Source organism: Pantoea sp. CTOTU49201, from assembly GCF_032054795.1.
Taxonomy (GTDB): Bacteria; Pseudomonadota; Gammaproteobacteria; order Enterobacterales; family Enterobacteriaceae; genus Pantoea; species Pantoea symbiotica.
In genome coordinates, this window is the sequence record NZ_DAMBSA010000025.1 from 1 (window position 1) to 21,833 (window position 21,833).

General features: G+C 55.9%; 22 protein-coding genes and 1 pseudogene. 11 read left to right on the forward strand and 12 right to left on the reverse strand.

Annotated features, from left to right (window positions below; genetic code table 11):
- Window positions 1–1,098 (forward strand): LysR family transcriptional regulator (locus tag RTY00_RS03395; RefSeq protein WP_312663397.1); only part of this gene is annotated, 1,098 nt, incomplete at its 5' end.
- Here the strand turns inward: RTY00_RS03395 and aroQ are convergent.
- The 6 genes from aroQ to RTY00_RS03425 all read right to left on the reverse strand — a co-directional run bounded on the left by aroQ (window position 1,099) and on the right by RTY00_RS03425 (window position 7,441).
- Window positions 1,099–1,530 (reverse strand): type II 3-dehydroquinate dehydratase, encoded by a 432-nt coding sequence (aroQ, locus tag RTY00_RS03400; RefSeq protein ID WP_061718571.1) that lies wholly within the window; start codon window positions 1,528–1,530, stop codon window positions 1,099–1,101. It lies immediately after the preceding gene.
- A complete protein-coding gene (locus RTY00_RS03405; protein WP_312663398.1) occupies window positions 1,530–2,366 on the reverse strand; it encodes an amidohydrolase family protein in 837 nt (278 codons plus the stop codon). The genes aroQ and RTY00_RS03405 overlap by 1 nt, the downstream gene beginning before the upstream one ends.
- Window positions 2,366–3,625, reverse strand: a complete 1,260-nt coding sequence (locus RTY00_RS03410; RefSeq protein ID WP_312663399.1) for a gallate dioxygenase — start codon at window positions 3,623–3,625, stop codon at window positions 2,366–2,368. The genes RTY00_RS03405 and RTY00_RS03410 overlap by 1 nt, the downstream gene beginning before the upstream one ends.
- A gap of 18 nt (window positions 3,626–3,643) precedes the next feature.
- Entirely contained in the window at window positions 3,644–5,023 is a 1,380-nt protein-coding gene (locus tag RTY00_RS03415) for an MFS transporter (RefSeq protein WP_008110512.1), read from the reverse strand.
- A 394-nt stretch (window positions 5,024–5,417) separates the two neighbouring features.
- Window positions 5,418–7,148, reverse strand: a complete 1,731-nt coding sequence (gene argS, locus RTY00_RS03420; protein ID WP_312663400.1) for an arginine--tRNA ligase — start codon at window positions 7,146–7,148, stop codon at window positions 5,418–5,420.
- Window positions 7,149–7,318: 170 nt separating this feature from the next.
- A complete protein-coding gene (locus tag RTY00_RS03425; protein ID WP_007889544.1) occupies window positions 7,319–7,441 on the reverse strand; it encodes a hypothetical protein in 123 nt (40 codons plus the stop codon).
- A gap of 311 nt (window positions 7,442–7,752) precedes the next feature.
- On the opposite strand from RTY00_RS03425, the gene RTY00_RS03430 reads away from it, so the two are divergent.
- Window positions 7,753–8,313: a VOC family protein gene (locus RTY00_RS03430; RefSeq protein WP_312663401.1), complete on the forward strand. Its 561-nt coding sequence runs from the start codon at window positions 7,753–7,755 to the stop codon at window positions 8,311–8,313.
- Here RTY00_RS03430 and RTY00_RS03435 read toward each other — a convergent pair.
- On the reverse strand, window positions 8,310–9,449 hold the full coding sequence (locus RTY00_RS03435; protein WP_312663402.1) for a PatB family C-S lyase: 1,140 nt from the start codon (window positions 9,447–9,449) through the stop codon (window positions 8,310–8,312). The genes RTY00_RS03430 and RTY00_RS03435 overlap by 4 nt on opposite strands.
- Window positions 9,450–9,534: 85 nt before the next feature.
- On the opposite strand from RTY00_RS03435, the gene cutC reads away from it, so the two are divergent.
- The 3 genes from cutC to RTY00_RS03450 all read left to right on the forward strand — a co-directional run bounded on the left by cutC (window position 9,535) and on the right by RTY00_RS03450 (window position 12,095).
- On the forward strand, window positions 9,535–10,287 hold the full coding sequence (cutC, locus tag RTY00_RS03440) for a copper homeostasis protein CutC (RefSeq protein ID WP_312663403.1): 753 nt from the start codon (window positions 9,535–9,537) through the stop codon (window positions 10,285–10,287).
- A 169-nt stretch (window positions 10,288–10,456) separates the two neighbouring features.
- Window positions 10,457–11,314: a hypothetical protein gene (locus RTY00_RS03445; RefSeq protein ID WP_312663404.1), complete on the forward strand. Its 858-nt coding sequence runs from the start codon at window positions 10,457–10,459 to the stop codon at window positions 11,312–11,314.
- Window positions 11,315–11,474: 160 nt separating this feature from the next.
- Entirely contained in the window at window positions 11,475–12,095 is a 621-nt protein-coding gene (locus RTY00_RS03450) for a LysE family translocator (RefSeq protein WP_008110500.1), read from the forward strand.
- A gap of 3 nt (window positions 12,096–12,098) precedes the next feature.
- Here the strand turns inward: RTY00_RS03450 and cmoB are convergent, their stop codons facing one another.
- From cmoB to RTY00_RS03465, 3 genes are all read right to left on the reverse strand, one after another.
- Window positions 12,099–13,067 (reverse strand): tRNA 5-methoxyuridine(34)/uridine 5-oxyacetic acid(34) synthase CmoB, encoded by a 969-nt coding sequence (gene cmoB, locus RTY00_RS03455; protein ID WP_008110498.1) that lies wholly within the window; start codon window positions 13,065–13,067, stop codon window positions 12,099–12,101.
- Window positions 13,064–13,792: a carboxy-S-adenosyl-L-methionine synthase CmoA gene (gene cmoA / locus RTY00_RS03460; RefSeq protein WP_097097065.1), complete on the reverse strand. Its 729-nt coding sequence runs from the start codon at window positions 13,790–13,792 to the stop codon at window positions 13,064–13,066. The genes cmoB and cmoA overlap by 4 nt, the downstream gene beginning before the upstream one ends.
- A gap of 78 nt (window positions 13,793–13,870) precedes the next feature.
- The gene (locus RTY00_RS03465) at window positions 13,871–14,692 is read right to left on the reverse strand and encodes a DUF72 domain-containing protein (RefSeq protein ID WP_312663405.1); all 822 of its coding nucleotides are present in this window, start codon (window positions 14,690–14,692) and stop codon (window positions 13,871–13,873) included.
- 232 nt (window positions 14,693–14,924) lie between these two features.
- Here RTY00_RS03465 and aspS point away from each other — a divergent pair.
- The 6 genes and pseudogenes from aspS to ruvB all read left to right on the forward strand — a co-directional run.
- Window positions 14,925–16,697: pseudogene (gene aspS, locus RTY00_RS03470) on the forward strand (aspartate--tRNA ligase); the annotation flags it as partial.
- Window positions 16,698–16,819: 122 nt separating this feature from the next.
- A complete protein-coding gene (gene nudB, locus RTY00_RS03475) occupies window positions 16,820–17,251 on the forward strand; it encodes a dihydroneopterin triphosphate diphosphatase (RefSeq protein WP_008110490.1) in 432 nt (143 codons plus the stop codon).
- 272 nt (window positions 17,252–17,523) lie between these two features.
- The gene (locus tag RTY00_RS03480; RefSeq protein WP_008110488.1) at window positions 17,524–18,267 is read left to right on the forward strand and encodes a YebC/PmpR family DNA-binding transcriptional regulator; all 744 of its coding nucleotides are present in this window, start codon (window positions 17,524–17,526) and stop codon (window positions 18,265–18,267) included.
- A 37-nt stretch (window positions 18,268–18,304) separates the two neighbouring features.
- Window positions 18,305–18,832, forward strand: coding sequence for a crossover junction endodeoxyribonuclease RuvC (ruvC, locus tag RTY00_RS03485; RefSeq protein WP_008110486.1), 528 nt, complete (start codon window positions 18,305–18,307; stop codon window positions 18,830–18,832).
- 91 nt (window positions 18,833–18,923) lie between these two features.
- Window positions 18,924–19,538, forward strand: a complete 615-nt coding sequence (ruvA, locus tag RTY00_RS03490) for a Holliday junction branch migration protein RuvA (RefSeq protein ID WP_007889559.1) — start codon at window positions 18,924–18,926, stop codon at window positions 19,536–19,538.
- Between the two features lie 8 nt (window positions 19,539–19,546).
- Window positions 19,547–20,551 (forward strand): Holliday junction branch migration DNA helicase RuvB, encoded by a 1,005-nt coding sequence (gene ruvB / locus RTY00_RS03495; protein ID WP_312663406.1) that lies wholly within the window; start codon window positions 19,547–19,549, stop codon window positions 20,549–20,551.
- Between the two features lie 7 nt (window positions 20,552–20,558).
- Here the strand turns inward: ruvB and znuB are convergent, their stop codons facing one another.
- Both znuB and znuC read right to left on the reverse strand, forming a co-directional pair.
- Window positions 20,559–21,344 (reverse strand): zinc ABC transporter permease subunit ZnuB, encoded by a 786-nt coding sequence (gene znuB / locus RTY00_RS03500; protein WP_061718584.1) that lies wholly within the window; start codon window positions 21,342–21,344, stop codon window positions 20,559–20,561.
- The coding region (gene znuC, locus RTY00_RS03505) for a zinc ABC transporter ATP-binding protein ZnuC (RefSeq protein ID WP_312663407.1) at window positions 21,341–21,833 on the reverse strand (493 nt) is incomplete at its 5' end. The genes znuB and znuC, both read right to left, overlap by 4 nt.

Consider the following 21,833-nt stretch of genomic DNA (forward strand, 5'->3'; position numbering starts at 1 on the left):
GCCATTCGCGACATGGAACTCACCTTAGGCGTGACGCTGTTTGAACGTCATGCCGGTGGCATGATGCTGACTGACTTCGGTAAATGCGTGCTGCCGCGCGCGTTGCGGGCGATTGAAGAGCTGCATCAGGTGCCGCAGCGGCTGGCAAAATTGCAAGGACGCGGCGCACAGCGCAGCGATGCGGAACCGCTGTGGCTGTTTAATGTGCGTCGGCTGCAAATTTTTATCACGCTATGCCAGACGCGGCACATGCAGACGGTGGCGGCACGGCTCGGACTGAGCCAGCCAGCGGTAAGCGCCGCGCTGCGCGTGCTGGAAAACGGCGCGGGCATCGCGCTGCTGGAGCGCACGCCGCACGGCATGATGCCTTCGCTGGCCGGGCGTGAAATTGAAGCCAACGTGCGGCGTGCGCTGAATGAACTGCGCCATATTCCGGCCGATATCGCCGCGCGCAGCGGGATACTTGAGGGAACGGTGCGCGTGGGCGCACTGCCGCTGGGCCGTACGCGCATTCTGCCGCAGGCGATTGTGATGCTGACGGCGCGTTATCCGGGCGTGCGCGTGGTAACCAGTGAAAGCGCCTTTGGCGTGCTGGCCTCGGAAATGCGCTCTGGCGATATCGATTTTATCTTTGGCGCGCTGCGCCGCGATGAGGATGCGCTGGACGTCACGCGCGAGACGCTGTTCTCGGAACGCATGGTGCTGCTGGCGCGTCACGATCATCCGCTGGTGGGACGTGAGCTTTCCACCGAAGATCTGCGCGCTGCGCGTTGGGTGCTGCCGCGTTCGGCCACGCCAGCGCGGTATCTGCTGAACAACAGTTTTCAGGCGATGGGCATTCCGGCGCCCGATCCGGTGGTGGAAACCGGCGATTTGGCGTTGGTGCGCGGCTTGCTGATGCAGTCGGATATGCTGGCGGCGGTCTCCGCGCACCAGCTGGAAGTGGAACTGGCGTCCGGTGCGCTGGTGGCGCTGCCGGTTCCGTTACCGGATACCGATCGCGCCATCGGGCTGACGGTGCGTGCGGGCTGTCTGCACTCACCGGCAGCGGATGCGCTGATCCGCTGCCTGCGTGAAGTGTGCGGGCAGGACCAATAATCAACCTGCGCGCGCCGCTTCCATCAACGCATAGCGGTAACCGCGAATGCCGTAGCCGCAGATAACGCCCTGCGCGACGTCGGAAAGATAGGAGTGGTGACGGAAGGGCTCACGTTTGTGCACGTTGGTGATATGCACTTCCCACAGCGGCAACGCCACGCCGGTCACCGCATCGCGAATCGCCACCGAGGTGTGTGTCCACGCCGCTGGGTTGATCACCAGCGCCTGCGCCTCGAGACGCGCCTGCTGAATCCACTCAATCATTTCACCTTCGTGGTTGGTCTGGCGAAACTCAATCGCTACGCCCAGCTCTTCCGCCGTTGCGCGGCACAGCGCTTCCACGCTTTGCAGCGTGTCGGAGCCATAGGTTTCCGGCTCACGGGTGCCCAGCAAATTGAGGTTCGGGCCGTTCAGTACATAGATGGTTCTCATCATGACTCCTGTAATTCAGTAAAACCAAACAGCCGCTGTGGCGTGTGCCAAAGCACCTGACGGCGGCTCTTTTCATCGGGGATCAGCTGTTCGATCAACAGCAGTTGCGTGCCCATATCCATGCGTTCAGTGGCGCGCAGGAAGGGCCAGTCCGATCCCCACATGCAGTTTTCCGCACCGAAAGCGTCCAGCAAGGCCAGCAGATAAGGATGTCCATCGCTGAAGGGATACGGCTGCCGGGAAAATTTCGCCAGCCCGGAAAGTTTCACGCTGGTACGTTGCTGACCGGCCAGCGACAGCAGCGCCTGAAAGGCCGGTTGTGCTACGCCTGCGCCGACGTCTGGTCGGCCGGAGTGATCGATCAGCAAACGCGTGCGGGTGCGTGACAGCAGCGGCATTAGCGCCAGCAGCTGATCGTTCTGCACCTGAATCTGGGCAAACAGATCCAGCTCCGCCAGCCTGCCCATCAGAGTATCAAGCTGGAGAAACGGCTCGGTGCCCAGCATCGCCACGTTCAGCGCAATACCAACAATGCCCTGATCTTTCAGGCTGGCGAGTGTGTCGCTATCCACGTCACGCGGCGTGACGGCAATGCCCTTGAAACGGCCTTCACCGCGCTTGATGGTATCCAGCAGGCAGCGATTGTCGGTGTTATAGCCCGACGTTGGGCCGACAATCAGCGAATGGCTGATGTTGTAGGCCTGCATCACGGCGCGATAGTAATCCGGCGTCGCCAGCTCGTGTCCGTCTGGGTTGTAGGCGCTCTCGGGCGCCCAGGGAAAGTTCTTGGGATCAAAAACGTGGTGGTGGCAGTCGATAACCGGTTGCGTAAACATCACTCTTTTTTCCCCGCTACCGAGTAGAGCACCTGCTGATTGCGCGTCTGCTGGAACTGTTCCAGCGTTTCGCCGCGCATCGCCGAGTAGATATGCAGGTTAGACACGCCCACCACCGCACCCAGTTTTTCCAGCAGGAAGAAGCTGACGCCGTAATGGATCATGCCGCGCCAGTCGAGTTGGGTAATTAGCGTTTGCTCTTCATCAGTCAGCCCGGCTCCCTGATACAGCGCCTGCGGAGCTTCGCGGAAACGCTTACGCCATTCTGGCTGAATCATGCGGTGCAGAAAACGGTTGATACGCAGCGCTTTCAGGCTGCGCGCCTGGGTGAACGGATAGGTGCCGGGCAGTTTTTCCACGCCGCTCATTTGCAGGTTGATCTTGTCGCGCTGACGCTGGTGCACATCAACCGGCGCTTCACGAGACTGGTTTTCGAGGATCAGCGTGGCGATACCGGTCATCGATGGCAGGTAGTAATCCTGATGCAGTTTCTCGACGTTGGCCGACAGCGCGCCGCGCATGATCAACCACATAATCACTTCCGCGCCTTCCAGGCCGCCGAGCGTGGCGTATTCCGCCAGGGTGATTTCGGTCAGGCGCTCGGGATCGTTGATCAACAGATCGATAAACTGTGCATCCCATTCCGGGTTGTTAAAGCCGCAGCGCTCGCCGTGTACCTGATGTGAAACGCCGCCGGTTGCTACTACCGCAACTTTCAGATCTTCCGGGAAACTCTCTACCGCGCGCTTCAGTGCCTGGCCGAGTTTATAGCAGCGACGTGCCGTCGGAATCGGGAACTGTAAAACGCCGACCGCCAGCGGAACCACCTGCATTGGCCAGCCGCCTTGCCACGGTGCCAGCGCCGACAGCGGCGAAAACAGGCCGTGATCCAGCGCTTTGTCCTGGAAGAATGACATATCGAATTCATCCGCCATCAGGCTGGCACCAATATGCTGTGACAGCGCCGCATGACCTTTAACCGGTGGCAGATCGCGCGGGCCGCCGCCTTCATCCGCCACGGCATATTCGTCATCAATGCCCAGCACAAAGGCCGAATAGTGATCGAAAAAGAAGGAGGTGACGTGATCGTTAAACACATACAGCAGCACGTCCGGTTTCTTCTCTTCCAGCCAGCGCTGCATCGGCGCAAAGCCATCGAAAATCGGAGCCCATGCGCCTTCCTGCTGCTTGTTGTGATCAACCGCAAAGCCAATGGTGGGGGTATGAGAAACCGCTAAACCGCCTATGATTTTAGCCATAATTTTTTGACCTCTACTTCATCGATTATTGAGGGTACGCGACAGGGACGGCAGGTCATTAAGGTCGATGCCTTTAACCTGACGGGCCACCTGTGCAGGGTGATGTCGGGTGATGGAAAGTGCCGCCAAAACTGCCGGGAGCGACAAAACGATAAAAATGGCTGTTTGCCCAGGGAACACGCCGAGCAGCACGCCGCCCAGCGAGGAGCTGATAATGGCGCCGCTGCGTCCAATGCCGTGCATCCAGCACACGCCGGTGGCGCGCATTTCAGTGGGATAAAAGGCTGGGGAGAAGGCTTGTAATCCGGTTTGCGCGCCGTTAATACAGACGCCTGCAAGGAACACCAGCAGCGCCAGCACATTCGGGCCAAAGCTCCAGATGCCCTGCGATACCAGGCAGAAGCTGCCCAGCAGATAGAACAGGGCGATAACATATTTCGCTTTGAAACGGTCCATCAGCCCGCCGACCATCAGGCCGCCAAAAGTGCCGCCCAGCTGGAACAAGCCCGCGACAATCGCCGCACGCTCCAGCGTTACGCCGCCAGAACGCAGAATGGTCGGCAGCCAGCCGTTCAGCAGGTAGATGACGAACAGACCCATGAAGTAGGTTAGCCACAACACCACCGTGCCGCCCGCATAGCCGCGGCTGAACAGCTGCAGCACCTGGGCTTTTTTCGGGATGATCGGCGCATTGAGCACAAAGGCGGTACCGGCGGAGAACTCGCCGCCCAGACGTTTGAGCACCGCAGCAATCTTGTCGCGACTGACTTTGCGCACCACCATGTACATCGCCGATTCCGGCAGCAGCCACAGCAGCAGCGGCAACATCAGCAACGGCAACAGACCACCAAAACCCAGCACCGCTTGCCAGCCAAAGTGCGGCAGCATGCCGGCGGCGATGAATCCGCCCAATCCGGAACCGATATTAAACCCGCTGTACATCACGGTGATCATCAGGCTGCGGCGGCGCTCCGGCATATATTCCGACACCAGCGTGACGCAGTTGGGCATCACCGCGCCGAGACCAAGGCCGGTGAGAAAACGTAACGCGCCCATTTCCAGCGGCGTACGGGCGAAGGCGCTCATCAGGCTGAAGCAGGCGAAGACGGCAATCGACAGCAGCAGCACGCGCTTCCGGCCGAATTTGTCGGACCACGGACCGGCGATCAGCGCGCCAATCGCCACGCCGAACATCGCAGCGCCGAGAATCGGCCCCATTTCCGCGTGGCTGATGCCCCAGTCTTCAATCAGCGCGGGCGCAATGAAACCCATCGCTGCCGCGTCGTAGCCATCAAACATGATGATGATGAAACACAGGCTGAGGGTCAGCCACTGGTATCCGGTGATCGGGCGGGCGTCGATCCAGCCTTTTACATCGATAATGTCGTGATTGCTCATAGGATACGCTCTGATTTTTTTATTAATGACGTTATCGGGTTGAGATTTTATTCCGCCCTGACATGGGCCGGGGGCATCACTTTAACCCGATTGCAGGGGTAAGTTTTATAGTTTTTAGCTTTTAAAACAGCTTGTTGCATGTTTTAGCTTTCTTGCTTCCATTACCAAATTAGGGATGGCGTGCGACTTTGTCTGCCATAAAATGGTTATGAAGGTATGAGTTTTGTTTATTTGGTGAGCTGTGTCGGAAAAATGAGAAAGCGTATGAAGCGAGAGAAATTGCAGGTGTTGGGCAGGAGCAAAGCCAAATTCAGAGCAGTTTAAGGGGGATTTTTAATAGAGAGGAAGAGGGAAAGCAGCGGAGAGCCGTTTGCGGCGCTCTCCGCTGATGGTATTACATGCGCTCGACGGTTTTAATGCCCAGCGTGTCCAGACCTTGCTTCAGCGTTTTCGCGGTTAACGCGGCCAGCTGCAGACGGCTCTGACGGATGTTCTGGTCATCGGCGGAGAGAATCGGGCAGTGTTCGTAGAAGCCGGAGAACTGGCCGGCCAGATCGTACAGGTAAGCACACATCACGTGTGGCGTACCGTCGCGAGCGACCTGCGTAATCACTTCTTCGAACTGCAGCAGACGCGTAGCCAGCTGCGCTTCACGCTCTTCGGTCAGCACGATGTCACCGCTCAGGCTATCGGCATCAATGCCGGCTTTGCGGAACACCGACAGCACGCGCGTGTAGGCGTATTGCATGTAAGGCGCGGTATTGCCTTCGAATGCCAGCATGTTGTCCCAGTCGAAGATGTAATCGGTGGTGCGGCTTTTCGACAGGTCAGCGTATTTCACTGCGCCGATACCCACCACTTCCGACAGATCTTTCAGCTCTTGCGCTGACATTTCTGGATTCTTCTCGCTGACCAACGCATGCGCGCGTTCGACCGCTTCATCCAGCAAATCGGCGAGGCGAATCGTGCCGCCGCTGCGGGTTTTAAATGGACGACCATCTTTACCCAGCATCATGCCGAACGCGTGATGCTCAAGCGGTACCGATTCTGGCACGTAACCGGCTTTACGCACGATGGTCCACGCCTGTTGCAGATGCTGATGCTGACGGGAATCGATGTAGTAGAGCACGCGATCGGCATGCAGGGTTTCGAAGCGGTATTTGGCGCAGGCGATGTCGGTGGTGGTGTAGAGATAGCCGCCATCTTTCTTCTGAATGATCACGCCCATCGGTTCGCCTTCCTTGTTTTTGAACTCATCAAGGAAAACTACCGTGGCGCCTTCGCTGGTCACCGCCAACCCTTTTTCGCGCAGATCGGCGACGATGCCCGGCAGCATGTCGTTGTACAGGCTTTCACCCATCACATCTTTGCGCGTCAGCGTCACGTTCAGGCGGTCATAGACCAGCTGGTTCTGGCTCATGGTGATATCGACCAACTTCTTCCACATGCTGCGGCAATATTCATCGCCACCTTGCAGTTTCACCACGTAATTACGTGCGCGCTCGGCAAAAGCTTCGTCAGCATCGTAGGTCACTTTGGCTTCGCGGTAGAAGGCTTCCAGGTCAGCCAGCGCAATCTCTTCGTGATGTTCGTTCTGCTGCTTTTCCAGATAGGCGATCAGCATACCAAACTGCGTGCCCCAGTCGCCGACGTGGTTGGCGCGGATGACGTTGTGGCCGAGGAACTCCAGCGTACGCACCGCGGCATCACCAATGATGGTGGAGCGGACGTGACCGACATGCATCTGCTTCGCCACGTTGGGCGCGGAGTAATCCACCACGATAGTTTGCGGCGCGACACTGCTCACACCGAGGCGCGGCAGCTGCAGCGCCTGCGCGGTTTGCGCCGCCAGCCATGCACGATCGAGGAAGATATTGATAAAGCCGGGACCGGCGATTTCGACTTTGCTGGCGATGCCGTTAAGATCCAGATGCTGAATCACCTGCTCAGCCAGTTGTCGCGGTGCCTGACCGAGCTTTTTCGCCACGGCCATCATACCGTTTGCCTGGTAATCACCGAACTGTACCTTCGCAGACTGACGAACCTGAGGTTCGCAATCGGCAGGCGCACCCGCCGCAATCATTGCCTGACTGACTTTGTCGGAAAGAAGAGCCTGAATATTCACCGCGTTACCTTCATATGCTGAAAAGGCCCGCCTGTAGGCGGCGAGCCGATGTCGTCATCCCGCAACTGCGCGGCGGGACGGAAAAATAAGAGGGGAAGTATACGTGAAATGTTAAAGTGAGTCAGCTATTCGGTATTCAGTGAGACGTAACATCGGGCCCTCAGCGCCGATTAACGGCGCCGTGGGTGACGACGAGGATTTTTAACGCTTTTGTCTTCACGCACCTTCCAATGGCGGGAAATTGCAAATCCCATTAATGCAATCAGGACCGCGACAACAATGAGCATAGACATAAGGCCGTTCCTTGTAGTTGTGAAACACAAATTTATAAGAAAGGGTATCAGGCTGCAATTGTTTGCAACTTAAATAAGAGTTATCTCATTGTATTAACTATCCTGAATAATAACAGAAGGTTAAGCCACTTTCATAAAGTAACTGCTGGACCTGTTTTGGCGATAAATCCGAAATGAATGGTCTATTTATGCGGTTTTCAGCCTTTTTGACGCCTAAATCGGATGAATCCGACAATTTTGTCAAGCGGAATCAACGGCTAGCAAATTTCATATTGATTAGTAAACCTGAACTGAATTAGAGGTGAAACGTGATGCGGACCAACTTTCCTATGGAATTGGATGATTTAAAACAAGACCTGGCTCGTTTTGAGCACTCTCTGGCGGGATTTGCTGAACGTTTAGGCATTAACCTGGCTGAACATGAAGCCGATCACGTTGCGGTGCGCTGCCACCAGTTTGCGACTGCAGAACGCTGGAAAACCGGATTGCTGCAAATCGGCACGCAGTTTTCCGAAGCAATGATCAATGGTCGCCCGATCTGCTTGTTCAAACTGCATCAGCCATTAGACCTGGCGTGCTGGCAAATCGATGTGATTGAACTGCCGTGGCCGGGTGAGAAACTGTATCGCCATGAAGGCTGGGAACACGTGGAGATTGTGCTGCGAGGTGAACCGGAAACGCTGGGTGTGCGGGCGATGGCGCTGCTCTCGGATGATGCGCTGACGCAGCCGGGCATCTCGTTTAAAACCAGCGCGCCCAAAGGCGAGAACGAGCGTTTGCCCAATCCGACGCTGGCGGTAACGGACGGGCAAACCACCATCAAGTTTCATCCGTGGCGACTGGAAGAGATTGTCGCCAGCGAGCAGGCTTAACGGCGCGCTGCTACCGCCTGCTGCAAACGCGCCACCGCTTGTTCCAGCGTGGCGCGCGTACAGCCAAAGTTGAAGCGCACGAAATTATCGTCGCCAAAATCGTGACCCGGTGAAAAACCGAGGCCGTGCTGCTCGAAGTAGTCCATTGGGTTGGCAACATCCAGTTTGCTTGCGTCGATCCAACCGAGGTAAGTCGCTTCCGGCGCGGCCATTTGCAGTTCTGGCAGCGCATTGACCTGCGCCACCAGCCAATCACGATTGGCGCGCAGATAATCCAACTGCGCCGCCAGCCATTCATCGCCATCGCGCCACGCCGCTTCGGCCGCCACCAGCGCCAGAATATCCACGCCTGGCACAATGCCTTCCCGCACGCGTTTGAAGCGTGCGCGCAGCTCTGGATTGGGAATGATCGCCATCGAAGCGCCCAACCCGGCAATGTTGAATGTTTTCGACGGCGAGATCAGCGTAATGCTGCGCTGTGCGGCATCTTCACTTAATGATGCAAACGGAATGTGTTGCACGCCGGGTGACAGCAGCAGATCGCAATGGATTTCATCGGAGCAGACGATCAAATCATGCTGCTGCGCAAATGCCAGCTGGGCTTCCAGCTCGTCACTACGATAAACCGTGCCACCTGGATTCTGCGGATTACACAGCATTAGCAGGCGCTCATTGCCCTGCATGGCGCTGGCATCCAGATCCATCACCCAGCGATCGTCCTGTAAACGCAGCGGTAAATGCACCTGCGCGCGATCGGCCAGTTTTGCTGCACCGCGAAACGGTGGATAAATTGGCGTTGGGGAAACCGTGGATTCGCCAGATTCCGTGAATGCGCGGACCGAAAGATTCAAACCGCACACCACGCCAGGCAATAACACAATCCAGTCCGGCTCAATCTGCCAGTTGTAGCGCTGCGCTAAACGGGAAAGGGTGATATCAATCAATCCGCTTGGCGTTGCGCCATAGCCAAAAACGCCGTGCTCAGCGCGCTGTTTAATGGCCTCAATCACACTCGGCGGCGAACGGAAATCGCTGTCCGCTACCCAGAGCGGCAGCACATCGCGATCACCATATTTGTGCCATTTCAAACTATCGCTGTGACGACGGTCTATCCATTGATTAAAATCGAATGCCATAGTGCGAGTTCCACGTAAACTGTCCAATTAAGTAGACTAACTGAAGCATTCATCCCGAGCCAGAAGTCATGAGAAGGAGCATGGTATGACGAAACTGGAAATTTGTTGCTACGGCATCGACTGCGCAATGACTGCGCAGCTGTCCGGTGCCGATCGCGTGGAGCTGTGCAGCGCACCGCGCGAAGGTGGGTTGACGCCTTCAGCCGGCGTGCTGGAAGCGGCACGTCGTGAAATTTCGATCCCGGTACACCCTATCGTCCGTCCGCGTGGCGGCGATTTTTGTTACACCAACTATGAGTTTGAGTCGATGAAATCTGATGTTGCGCTAATGCGTGAACTCGGTTTTCCCGGCTTAGTGATTGGCATGCTGGATGAAGATGCACATGTCGATATTGCTCGTATGCAGCAGATTATGACGCTGTGTGACGGCATGGACGTCACTTTCCATCGCGCCTTCGATTTATGCCACAGTCCAAAACGCTCGCTTGAGGTGCTGGCTGATTTAGGCATCGCGCGCATCCTGACGTCTGGCCAGCAACAGAGCGCCGAAGCAGGAATTGCATTATTACGGGAACTAAATGAACACAGCACAGGTCCGATTATTATGGCCGGTGCAGGCGTCCGCTTGAGCAACATCCAGAAGTTCATCGACAGTGGATTGCAGGAAGTTCACAGCTCCGCCAGCCGTTTAGTCGCTTCGCCGATGCGCTACCGCAAAGCCGGTGTTTCAATGTGCTCCGAAGCGGAAACCGATGAATTCAGTCGCTATTGCGTTGATGGTGATGTGGTTGAAGCCATGAAAAGCATGACGCAGATGAGCGCCATCCGGGTAGCCTGAATTCACCCCGATTTTGCCGCGCAGCACGCCAGTCCAAACGACGTGATGTTTGCAAGTACCAACCCCAGTTATTCTAACTGGGGTTCTTTTTATCTGCCATTCCCGTAGAGATAGCGTGATCGTGTAAATGATGCTTTGATTACTCTATGGCCTCGTACGGATAACCTTCATGAAATCCATCCCTTGTACCGTTTTACTGCTGCTTCTCCCCTACTGCGGCGTTGCGCTGGCGGTCAGCACGGCGTGTCCACCGATGAGCAAAAACATCACCAGCAGCAACAACTGGATCATGCTGGGTGGCGATGCCAAAGGCGCGGTGCGTCAGGTGGTGGCGGGCGAATTTGGCAAAGATGTGAACTCGCAAAAGCGCGTACTCGGCCAATTTGATCAGTGCGGCGATTTAATGGTGGCCGATATCTCCTACGACAAAAATGAAGGCAACGTCCTGCTGACGATGGAACAGCATATCGCCCGCGTCCAGCGTGGCTGGGTGGCGGAATATGCCTACATGGTCAAAGTAATTAAAGCGGGGCAGGAAGAAGTGGTCGATAACCGTCAGGGCACCATCAGCTGGCAAATCGGCCAGCATGGCAACATCGTCAGCTCATCCGATAAATTCACCAGCATGGGCAAAGATGGCTTTACCGATACCACTTACCGCTATGACAAACAGTTCAGAGTAGAAAAAAGCGTGGCGCGCGGCAGCGACAGCATGACCAGTGGCGAAAGCAGCTGGCGCTGGAATCCACAAGGATTGGTGACTTCATCCAGTAGCGCGCGTAGCAAAGATACTTACAGCTACGATAACCAGTGGCGGGAACTGCGCCTGAACGGCACATCGACCACGCCAGTCAGCACGCTACGCTCGGTGGATGAGTGCCAACTGTGGGATGAAGTGGGCAACTGTACGCTCAGTTATCTGCATGAAACCGAAGTATTCGCCAAAGGGACCATTGAACGCCATCTCAGCTCCGCTTATAAATACCAATACTGGAACGCCCCCAGCGAAACAGCCGCACAAGATTAAACCGCACGAATTCCACATAAAGGCTGAGAACAAGGGCCGCGTAGTAAAGCTTCCAGCGCATGGATGCGCTGGCAGAGTCCACAGGGATGTGTCCACGACGTCTTTACGCAGCGGCCCTTGTTTTCAGCCTGAAACGCACCGGAGCAATTGAGAACATCGCATGACACTAATTTTATCTTTCCTCTTCGCCATCACCATCCTCACGCTTACGCCCGGTTTTGATACTGCATTAGTGTTACGATCTGCCGCCGCGCAAGGTTGGAAACGTGCATCGGCCACGGCGTTTGGCGTCACGCTGGGTTGCCTGGTGTGGGGCGTTGCGGTGGGCCTTGGATTAGGCGCGCTGCTGCTGGCATCGGAAATGGCGTATAACCTGCTGAAATGGATCGGTGCGGCCTATCTGCTCTATCTCGGCGTCAAATTACTCATCAACCCGCGTACCCAAGCGGAAGCAGGTCAGCATGCGCAGAATAAAGAGCAAAGCTATGTTGCATGCTTCACACGCGGGCTATTTGGCAACTTGTTAAACCCCAAAGTTGGCGTCTTCTACGTCACCTTCCTGCCGCAGTTCATTCCGGCGGGCGCATCGGTGCCTCTGTGGTGCACGCTGATGGCGCTCACGCATATGGTGATTGGTTTGGTGTGGAATGCGGTGTTGATTGGCAGCAGCCAGTACTTTGCGACGCATCTGCGTCGTCCAGCGGTGCTGAAAGTGATGGATCGCCTGACGGGCTGCGTCTTTATTGGCTTTGCCGCGAAGCTGGCGCTATCGCGGCGTTAAGCATTACGGCTTGCGCGCCACTAACACAGCACGCAGCGGAGCGGGATAACCTTCAACGGTCTTACTGCTGTCATTCGGATCAAGGAACTCGGCCAGCGACTCGCTGGTCATCCAGCTGGTGCGACGCTGCTCTTCCACAGACGTCACCGCGTAATCCGCGATGCGCACATCGACAAATCCGCACTTCTCCAGCCAGCTCTTCAGCGCTGCCGCAGAAGGGATAAAGTACACATTACGCATCTGCGCATAACGTTCACCCGGCACCAACACCGCGTTCTCATCGCCTTCAATCACCAGCGTCTCCAGCACCAACTCACCGTCGCTGACTAACTGATTTTTCAGCTGCATCAGGTGATCAAGCGGCGAACGACGGTGATAAAGCACGCCCATCGAAAACACGGTATCGAATGCTTGTAACGCCGGCAGTTGCTCAATGCCCAGCGGCAGCAAATGCGCCCGACGATCGTCGCCCAACAGCTTACGCACCGCTTCAAACTGGCACAAAAACAGCTGCATCGGATCGATGCCGACCACCAACTTCGCGCCCGCGCCAATCATGCGCCACATGTGATAACCGCTGCCGCAGCCGACATCCAAAACCGTGCGATGCTGCAACGGCGAAATGTGCGGCAACACGCGATCCCATTTCCAGTCGGAACGCCATTCGGTATCAATCTCGGTACCGTACAGCGAATAAGGACCTTTACGCCACGGCATCAAATTGCGCAGCAGATTTTCAATGCCAAGACGCTGACGATCGGTCAGATCCTCAACATCCGCACTCACGCTGTGCAACAAATCCAGCTTCTGCGGCGTCAGCAGCGGCAGATAATCAACTGACTTCTCCCAGTCGCGGAACTTACCGTGCAAATTCTCACGCTGCCATGCGGCAACTTGCGCCGGTAACACTTCCAGCCAACTGGCCAGCGGGCCGGTGGCAATCTGCTGATAAAAACGGCCAAACTCAATCATTTCAACGCCACCAACGAACCAAAATTAAAGCACTGGAACCACAACTCCGCATGTTTGAAACCAGCGGTTTTCAGGCGCGCCTTATGCGCTTCGACACTATCGGTCAACATCACGTTCTCCAGCATGCTGCGTTTCTGGCTGATCTCCAGCTCGCTGTAACCGTTAGCGCGTTTGAAATCGTGATGCATGTTAAATAGCAACTCGCCGACATCGGCATCTTCAAAACTGAACTTCTCCGACAGCACCAGCGCGCCGCCCGGATTCAATCCGTTAACGATCTTCTTCAGCAACTCGAGACGGGCCGGCGGCTCAAGGAATTGCAGGGTAAAGTTCAAGACCACCAACGAGGCGTTCTCAATGTGGATATCCTGAATATCCGCTTCGATCACCTGCACCGGCGTATCCGCGCGGAAGGCATCGATGTGGCGACGGCAACGCTCAACCATCGCTGGCGAATTATCTACAGCAATAATCTGGCAGCCAGGCACATGAATATTGCGGCGCACCGACAATGTGGCGGCACCCAGCGAACAGCCAAGATCGTAAACCTGGCTATTTGGCTGAACGAAGCGTTCTGCCAGCATGCCAATCATCGAAATGATGTTGGAATAACCCGGCACCGAGCGCTGAATCATATCGGGAAAAACTTCAGCTACGCGCTCGTCAAAGGTCCAGTCGCCCAGCTTATCGATGGGCGCGGAAAATAGCGTATCGCGATCAGACATAATGAAAGGTCCGGAGAGAAAACGGAAAGGGCGCTATTTTGGCAGAAACGCGGCCAGGCTGCACCCTTTGCGTTGCGTCTAGAACAGGCTTGATTGTTGCGGCCAGTCGGGCAGATCGCGTAACGATGGCTCCAGCTGCTGCAACTGTGGCCACAACGCCTGAATCAGTGGAAACACCTCGCCCATATCCGGCGTATGAATAAACAGCATGGGATCGCTATCCAGCTGCCACGCTTGCAGCTTGCTGTGCCACGGCTGAAACAGCGGCACGCTCTCCGCCACGCTATCGCTGCCTATGAAACGCACCATCGGTTGCGAACCGGTGCGCACCGCATGCGGCGGCACGCGCGGCTTTTTCGATCGCGCATCCACGGCGGCGGCGGTTTGTGAGGTTGAAGCATGCACCGGACGGCTATCTAAAATCACCCGATTAACGCCGCGATCCAGTAAACCCCGATTCAGCGCGCGTTCGGCGTCACCTTTGGCAAAAAATGCCTGATGCCGCACCTCAACGCCATAGCGGAAATTGCGCGGCAAACTATCGAGAAAGGACCATAAATCAACTAGCTGTGCCGGTGAAAACGCGGCGGGCAGCTGCAGCCAATATTGACCGATGCGCTGGCTCAACGGATCGAGCAGGCGGAAAAACTCCGTCAGCAACTCATCGCAATCGCGCAGCGCCGCTTTATGGCTGATGCTATCGGGAAACTTAAAGCAGAAACGAAAATCGTCGTGCGTCATATCGCGCCAGCGCATCACCACTTCTGGCTTCGGCAGCGCATACAATGTGGTATTGCCTTCCACACAACCAAACAGCTGCGCGTAGTCGGCTAAAGTCTCAATGCCGAACTGTTTCCATTGCGCGTGCTGCCATTGCGGTAATCCTATGCGAAGTGTCAACGCGAACTCCTGAATCCTTTAGGGGCGGGAAAGGGCGGCTTAATGTACCCTGTTTTGATGTCGGCAGGAAAAACAGCGCGATAAAGCATAATGTTTTGTCCGCTTTGATCGGGCTCCACTTATCCTGCCTGGGTTTTTCCATTATAATAGCCGCCTTTTTTGCGACAGCATCTCAGAAGGTTACGCGGCCTGATGTTGTCTGGCAGCAGCGGCGAAGTTAAAAGGATACGTTATGCGTACAGAATATTGCGGACAGCTCAATCTGTCTCACGTGGGTCAGCAAGTCACTCTCTGCGGCTGGGTAAATCGCCGTCGCGATCTGGGTAGCCTGATTTTTATCGATATGCGTGACCGTGAAGGTATCGCACAGGTGTTCTTTGATGCCGATCGTCAGGACGCTTTCCAGCTGGCATCTGAGCTGCGTAACGAATTCTGTATCCAGATCACCGGCACCGTGCGTGCACGTGACGAAAAGAACAAAAACAGCGACATGGCAACCGGCGAAATCGAAGTGTTTGCCCATGAGCTGAACATCATCAACCGTGCTGAACCGCTGCCGCTGGACTCTAACCAGGTCAACAGCGAAGAAGCGCGACTGACCTATCGCTATCTGGACCTGCGTCGTCCGGAAATGGCGCAGCGTTTGAAAACCCGCGCTAAAATTACCAGCTTCGTGCGTCGCTTTATGGACGACCAGGGCTTCCTCGATATCGAAACGCCAATGCTGACCAAAGCCACGCCAGAAGGCGCGCGTGACTATCTGGTGCCAAGCCGCGTGCATAAAGGCAAGTTCTACGCGCTGCCGCAGTCGCCACAGCTGTTCAAACAGCTGCTGATGATGTCGGGTTTTGACCGCTACTATCAGATCGTTAAGTGTTTCCGTGACGAAGATCTGCGTGCCGATCGTCAGCCTGAATTCACTCAGATCGACGTGGAAACCTCTTTCATGACCGCCGAGCAGGTGCGTGAAAAGATGGAACGTCTGATTCGTGAACTGTGGATCAATATCAAAGGTGTGGATCTCGGTGACTTCCCGCAGATGACCTTTGCGGAAGCGATGAACCGTTACGGTTCAGATAAGCCAGACCTGCGTAACCCAATGGAGCTGGTGGACGTTGCCGATCTGCTGAAAAACGTTGAGTTCCAGGTGTTTGCCGGTCCAGCCAACGATGCTAAAGGCCGCGTGGCGGCTCTGCGCGTACCGGGCGGCGCTGCGCTAACGCGTAAGCAAATCGATGAGTACGGCGAATTTGTTAAAATCTACGGCGCCAAAGGGTTGGCGTGGATGAAAATCAACGAACGTGCTAAAGGCTTCGAAGGCGTACAGAGCCCGGTTGCCAAGTTCCTCAGTGCAGAAATCGTTGAAGACATTCTCAACCGCACGGGCGCACAAGATGGCGACCTGATCTTCTTCGGCGCGGACCGCGCTAAAGTGGTGGCGGATGCGCTGGGCGCGCTGCGTCTGAAAGTGGGCCGCGATCTGCAGATCACTGATGACAAAGCCTGGGCACCGCTGTGGGTGATCGACTTCCCAATGTTTGAGGAAGATGAAGAGGGCGGCCTGGCAGCGATGCACCATCCGTTCACGTCGCCGAAAGACATGAGCGCAGAAGAGCTGGCAACCGATCCGGTACAAGCGGTGGCGAATGCCTACGATATGGTGATTAACGGCTACGAAGTAGGCGGCGGTTCCGTGCGTATCCACAGCGGTAAAATGCAGCAGACGGTGTTCAGCATCCTCGGCATCACCGAAGAAGAGCAGCGTGAGAAGTTTGGCTTCCTGCTCGACGCGCTGAAATACGGTACGCCGCCGCACGCGGGCCTGGCGTTCGGTCTGGATCGTCTGACCATGCTGTTGACCGGCACCGATAACATTCGTGATGTTATCGCGTTCCCGAAAACCACCGCTGCAGCGTGCATGATGACCGAAGCCCCAAGCGAAGCCAATCCAGCTGCGTTGCTGGACCTGGGCATTTTGGTGGCTCCTAAAAAGGACAAAAAAGATGAAGCAATTAAAGTATTAGAAAAGTTTACCGAGGATTCTAAAGGAACTTTAATTGTTGCTCATAAACCTGAGAAAGCTTCACAAAAAGTAAAATCTAATAAAGAAAAGTTTGAGAACAAGTAATGGGCTTTAAACATCCGGTTTCGGTGCTGGTGGTGATTTTTGCCCGCGATACCGGCCGGGTGTTAATGCTGCAGCGACGTGATGACGACAGCTTCTGGCAATCGGTCACTGGCAGCCTGGAAGCGGGCGAAACCCCGCGCCAGGCGGCTCAGCGCGAAGTGTTAGAAGAACTCGCCATCGATATTGCGCACGAAAAGTTAGTGCTGGACGATTGCCACAAGCAAATCGAGTTTGAGATCTTCCCGCACTATCGCCATCGTTACGCACCGGGCACCACGCACAATCGCGAACACTGGTTCAGGTTGGCCATACCCGCAGAGCGCGACCTGCTGCTCACCGAGCATCTCGCCGCGCGCTGGCTCGAACCCGCCGCTGCCGCAGCCCTCACCAAGTCCTGGAGTAACCGCCAGGCAATTGAAGAATTTATCTGAATGCTCGCCGCCGCGCGTTTTTCCCGTGGCAGTTCAGTTAAATTCCGTGAATTCGACGAAGTTATTCCTTCGTCCCTTAAACCCGGTGCAGGGATGTGAAACCTGCACCACTAAAATTGAACAGTCGGGCGTAATCGTCGCAGCGAGGTCGGTTACCGCCAGCGCACAGCAACCGGAGCGTACTTATGTACGTGAGGATTGCGAGCACTGCCGGGAGCCGAGATCGCCAGTAAGATAGCCCGTGCGATTGATAAGATCGGAGAATATGCAAAATGGCTGGACACAGTAAATGGGCGAATACTAAGCATCGTAAAGCTGCTCAGGACGCAAAGCGCGGTAAAATCTTCACCAAAATCATTCGCGAGCTGGTCACTGCTGCGAAACTGGGCGGTGGCGATGCGGGTTCCAACCCACGTCTGCGCGCAGCGATGGACAAAGCGCTGTCTAACAACATGACGCGCGATACCATGAACCGTGCCATCGCACGCGGCGTGGGCGGTGAAGATGATTCCAACATGGAAACCATCATTTATGAAGGTTACGGTCCGGGCGGCTCAGCGGTGATGATTGAGTGCCTGAGCGACAACCGTAACCGTACCGTGGGCGAAGTGCGTCATGCCTTCACCAAAACCGGCGGCAACCTCGGTACCGACGGTTCTGTTGCTTACCTGTTCAGCAAGAAGGGCGTTATCTCCTTCGCGCCTGGTCAGGACGAAGATGCGGTGATGGAAGCGGCGCTGGAAGCCGGTGCAGAAGACGTCGTGGCCTATGATGACGGCGCGATTGATGTCTTCACTGCGTGGGAAGAGATGGGTGCGGTGCGTGATGCGCTGGAAGCGGGCGGTCTTAAAGCCGACTCGGCTGAAGTCTCGATGATCCCTTCAACCAAAGCCGAAATGGATGCCGAAACCGCGCCGAAACTGCTGCGCCTGATCGACATGCTGGAAGACTGTGACGACGTGCAGGAAGTTTACCATAACGGTGAAATCTCTGATGAGATCGCAGAAACGCTGTAATGGCGTTGCTTAAAACCCCACTCACCGGAGACGCGCTGTGGCGATAATTCTCGGGATCGATCCCGGCTCGCGCGTCACCGGTTACGGTGTTATCCGCCAAACCGGCCGCCAGCTTACTTATCTGGGCAGCGGCTGTATCCGCACCAGCGTTACCGATCTGCCGACGCGTCTCAAACTGATCTACGCGGGCGTCAGCGAAATCATCACGCAGTTCTCACCCGACTACTTTGCTATCGAGCAGGTGTTTATGGCGAAGAACGCGGACTCAGCGCTCAAGTTGGGCCAGGCGCGTGGCGCGGCGATTGTCGCGGCGGTGAATCACGATTTGCCGGTGTTTGAGTATGCGGCGCGCCAGGTGAAGCAAACTGTCACCGGCACCGGCGGCGCAGAGAAAAGTCAGGTGCAGCATATGGTGCGTACCTTGCTGAAACTGCCGGCCAATCCGCAAGCGGATGCCGCCGATGCGCTAGCCATCGCCATCACACATTGCCATATGAGCCAAAACGCGGCGCGTATCAGTGACACCAAATTAGTGATGACGCGCGGTCGTATGCGATCGGGTTAGCGGAAACGAAACGCGAAGTTAGGCTGGATATTCATCCAGCCTTTTTTATGCTATAAACTCAGGCTTACTTACAGATTAAGGAACTGCTCAGGTGATTGGTCGTTTACGAGGCAATATTCTGGAAAAACAGCCGCCGCTGGTGTTGATTGAGGCGCACGGTGTCGGTTATGAAGTGCACATGCCAATGACCTGCTTTTACGAGCTGCCGGAGATTAATCAGGAAGCGATCATCTTCACCCAGTTCGTGGTACGTGAAGATGCGCAGCTGCTGTTCGGTTTTAACAACAAGCAGGAACGCACGCTGTTCCGCGAGCTGGTAAAGGTAAATGGCGTTGGGCCTAAACTGGCGCTGGCGATTTTGTCGGGCATGTCGGCACAGCAGTTCGTCACCGCCGTTGAACGACAAGAAATTGCTTCCCTGATCAAACTACCGGGCGTGGGTAAAAAAACCGCCGAGCGTTTGATTGTTGAGATGAAAGACCGCTTTATCGGCATGCACGGCGATCTGTTTGGGGGTGATTCAACCTTTACGTTGACCACGCCTTCCGCCGCACAGGACAATAACGATGCCGAAGCCGAAGCGGTTTCAGCGCTGGTGGCTCTCGGCTATAAACCGCAGGAAGCCAGCCGGATGATCAGCAAAGTGGGTAAACCGGATGCGGATTGCGAAACCCTGATTCGTGAAGCCCTGCGCGCAGCTATTTGAGGTAATGCATGATTGAAGCCGACCGCCTGGTCTCGGGCAGTTCCTTTAACGAAGAAGAAACGCTCGACCGTGCCATTCGCCCCAAGCTGCTGACAGAATATGTTGGTCAGCCACAGGTGCGCGAGCAGATGGAGATTTTCATCCAGGCGGCGAAACTGCGTGGCGATGCCCTCGATCATCTGCTGATTTTCGGTCCGCCTGGATTGGGTAAAACCACGCTGGCTAACATCGTCGCCAACGAAATGGGCGTCAATCTGCGCACCACCTCCGGGCCGGTGCTGGAAAAAGCCGGCGATCTGGCGGCGATGCTCACCAACCTTGAACCGCATGACGTGCTATTTATCGATGAGATCCATCGCCTGTCGCCAGTGGTTGAAGAAGTGCTTTACCCGGCGATGGAGGATTATCAGCTGGATATCATGATCGGTGAAGGTCCGGCAGCACGTTCGATTAAGCTTGATCTGCCACCGTTTACCCTGATTGGTGCTACCACGCGCGCCGGTTCTTTAACCTCGCCACTGCGTGACCGCTTCGGCATTGTGCAGCGTCTTGAGTTTTATAACGTTCCCGACCTGCAGCACATCGTTGGCCGTAGCGCGGCTTGTCTTGGCCTGGCGCTGAGTGAAGAGGGCGCGTTAGAGATAGCGCGTCGTGCGCGCGGTACGCCGCGTATCGCTAACCGTTTGCTGCGTCGCGTGCGTGACTTTGCTGAGGTGCGCGCTAACGGCAACCTGAGTGGTGAAGTGTCAGCCAGCGCGCTGGATATGCTTAATGTCGACAGCCAGGGTTTTGATTACATGGATCGCAAATTGCTGCTGGCGATTATCGACAAGTTTACGGGTGGTCCGGTTGGCTTGGATAATCTGGCAGCGGCGATCGGCGAAGAGCGAGAAACTATCGAGGATGTGATTGAACCCTTCCTGATCCAGCAAGGATTCATTCAACGCACGCCACGCGGCCGAATGGCAACGCAGCATGCTTATAAACACTTTGGTATTAGTCGCGAAGAGTAAACCGGCATTATGCCGCCGGTTTTTTTGCCATGCTGATGATGAACAACACTGCAGCACATAACACCACCGAAGGACCGGCTGGCGTATCGTAGGTGGCGGAGAAGGTGAGTCCGCCAGTCACTGCGATAATACCGGCAATCACCGCAAAACCGGCCATCTGCTCCGGTGAGCGCGAGAAGCGACGTGCCGTCGCCGCCGGGATAATCAGCAGTGACGTAATGATCAAGGCACCAACAAACTTCATCGCCACGCCGATGGTTAATGCCGTCACCAGCATCAGCATCAAACGCGTGCGCTGAATGTTAACGCCATCGACCTGCGCCAGCTCCGGGCTGATGGTCATCGATAACAGCGAATTCCACTGCCACGCCATCACCGCCAGTACAATCGCCACGCCGCCGCCCATCATCCATAAATCATCGGGCGTCACCGCCAGCAGATCGCCAAACAGATAAGCCATCAGGTCAACACGCACACCTTGCATCAGACTGACAACCACTAAACCCAACGACAGCGCGCTGTGCGCCATGATGCCGAGCAGTGTATCGATGGCCAGATGCGGGCGGCGCTCCAGCCACACTAATCCCAACGCCAGACACACGGTCACCAAAATCACCGCATAGTAGGGATTCACGTTGAGCAGCAAACCAAACGCCACGCCCAGCAAAGAGGCATGCGCGAGCGTATCGCCAAAGTAGGACATGCGGCGCCAAACCACAAACGAGCCAAGTGGACCGGCCGCCAACGCCAGCAAAACGCCGCCTAGCCAGCCAGGTAATAACAGTTCAATCATGACGGGCCGTTTCCTTTGCGCAGAACAATGCGTCCCTGTAAATCGTGACGGTGATTATGATGATGACGATAAATTGCGAGCTGCTGCGCGCCGCGTGGGCCGAACATCGCAATAAACTCAGGATGTTGTGATACCGCTTCCGGCGTTCCGGAACAGCAGATGTGATGGTTGAGACACAGCACTTCGTCGGTTTTCGCCATTACCAGATGCAGATCGTGTGAAACCATCAGCACACCGCAGTTAAGTTCGCGGCGCAGCTGATCGATCAAATCGTACAGCGCAACCTGGCCGTTGACGTCAACGCCTTGTGTTGGCTCATCGAGCACCAGCAGTTGCGGCTCATTAAGTAATGCGCGCGCCAGCAGCACACGCTGGGTTTCACCGCCGGAGAGTTTTTGCAGCGTCGCGTGCAGCAGATGTCCAGCCTGAACGCGCTTCAGCGCCGGCAAAATGGCATCGCGTTTGGTGCCACGGGACAAACGCATAAAG

Excerpts from the sequence above, each read along its gene's own strand:
- aroQ (WP_061718571.1), bottom strand. The coding sequence starts at position 1,530 with ATGAGAACCATCTATGTACTGAACGGCCCGAACCTCAATTTGCTGGGC.
- RTY00_RS03405 (WP_312663398.1), bottom strand. The coding sequence starts at position 2,366 with ATGTTTACGCAACCGGTTATCGACTGCCACCACCACGTTTTTGATCCC.
- RTY00_RS03410 (WP_312663399.1), bottom strand. The coding sequence starts at position 3,625 with ATGGCTAAAATCATAGGCGGTTTAGCGGTTTCTCATACCCCCACCATT.
- RTY00_RS03415 (WP_008110512.1), bottom strand. The coding sequence starts at position 5,023 with ATGAGCAATCACGACATTATCGATGTAAAAGGCTGGATCGACGCCCGC.
- RTY00_RS03425 (WP_007889544.1), bottom strand. The coding sequence starts at position 7,441 with ATGTCTATGCTCATTGTTGTCGCGGTCCTGATTGCATTAATGGGATTT.
- RTY00_RS03430 (WP_312663401.1), top strand. The coding sequence starts at position 7,753 with ATGCGGACCAACTTTCCTATGGAATTGGATGATTTAAAACAAGACCTG.
- RTY00_RS03435 (WP_312663402.1), bottom strand. The coding sequence starts at position 9,449 with ATGGCATTCGATTTTAATCAATGGATAGACCGTCGTCACAGCGATAGT.
- cutC (WP_312663403.1), top strand. The coding sequence starts at position 9,535 with ATGACGAAACTGGAAATTTGTTGCTACGGCATCGACTGCGCAATGACT.
- RTY00_RS03445 (WP_312663404.1), top strand. The coding sequence starts at position 10,457 with ATGAAATCCATCCCTTGTACCGTTTTACTGCTGCTTCTCCCCTACTGC.
- RTY00_RS03450 (WP_008110500.1), top strand. The coding sequence starts at position 11,475 with ATGACACTAATTTTATCTTTCCTCTTCGCCATCACCATCCTCACGCTT.
- cmoB (WP_008110498.1), bottom strand. The coding sequence starts at position 13,067 with ATGATTGAGTTTGGCCGTTTTTATCAGCAGATTGCCACCGGCCCGCTG.
- cmoA (WP_097097065.1), bottom strand. The coding sequence starts at position 13,792 with ATGTCTGATCGCGATACGCTATTTTCCGCGCCCATCGATAAGCTGGGC.
- nudB (WP_008110490.1), top strand. The coding sequence starts at position 16,820 with ATGGGCTTTAAACATCCGGTTTCGGTGCTGGTGGTGATTTTTGCCCGC.
- RTY00_RS03480 (WP_008110488.1), top strand. The coding sequence starts at position 17,524 with ATGGCTGGACACAGTAAATGGGCGAATACTAAGCATCGTAAAGCTGCT.
- ruvB (WP_312663406.1), top strand. The coding sequence starts at position 19,547 with ATGATTGAAGCCGACCGCCTGGTCTCGGGCAGTTCCTTTAACGAAGAA.
- znuB (WP_061718584.1), bottom strand. The coding sequence starts at position 21,344 with ATGATTGAACTGTTATTACCTGGCTGGCTAGGCGGCGTTTTGCTGGCG.